Raw genomic sequence first — 212 nt, 5'->3', positions numbered from 1 at the left:
AAACATTGAAAGAAACGTTAGATAAGTTCGGGACGTGTAAAACAGAAGAACCTAACGGTGGCAAACCAGAAGAACCAAAGACGGATGATCCAAAACAAGAAAAACCAGAAGAACCAAAGACGGATGATCCAAAACAAGAAAAACCAGAAGAACCAAAGACGGATGGTTCAAAACAAGAAAAACCAGATGGTACAAAAACAAATGATGAAAAA

General features: G+C 37.3%; 1 pseudogene. It reads left to right on the top strand.

Going from position 1 to position 212, the window contains the following annotated elements:
* A pseudogene (locus MR107_RS31210) lies at window positions 1–212 on the top strand (DUF4430 domain-containing protein); the annotation flags it as partial.

It is taken from the genome of Bacillus cereus group sp. BfR-BA-01441 (assembly GCF_022663075.1).
Lineage (GTDB): Bacteria > Bacillota > Bacilli > Bacillales > Bacillaceae_G > Bacillus_A > Bacillus_A cereus.
This window is presented reverse-complemented; position numbering and strand designations above follow the sequence as displayed.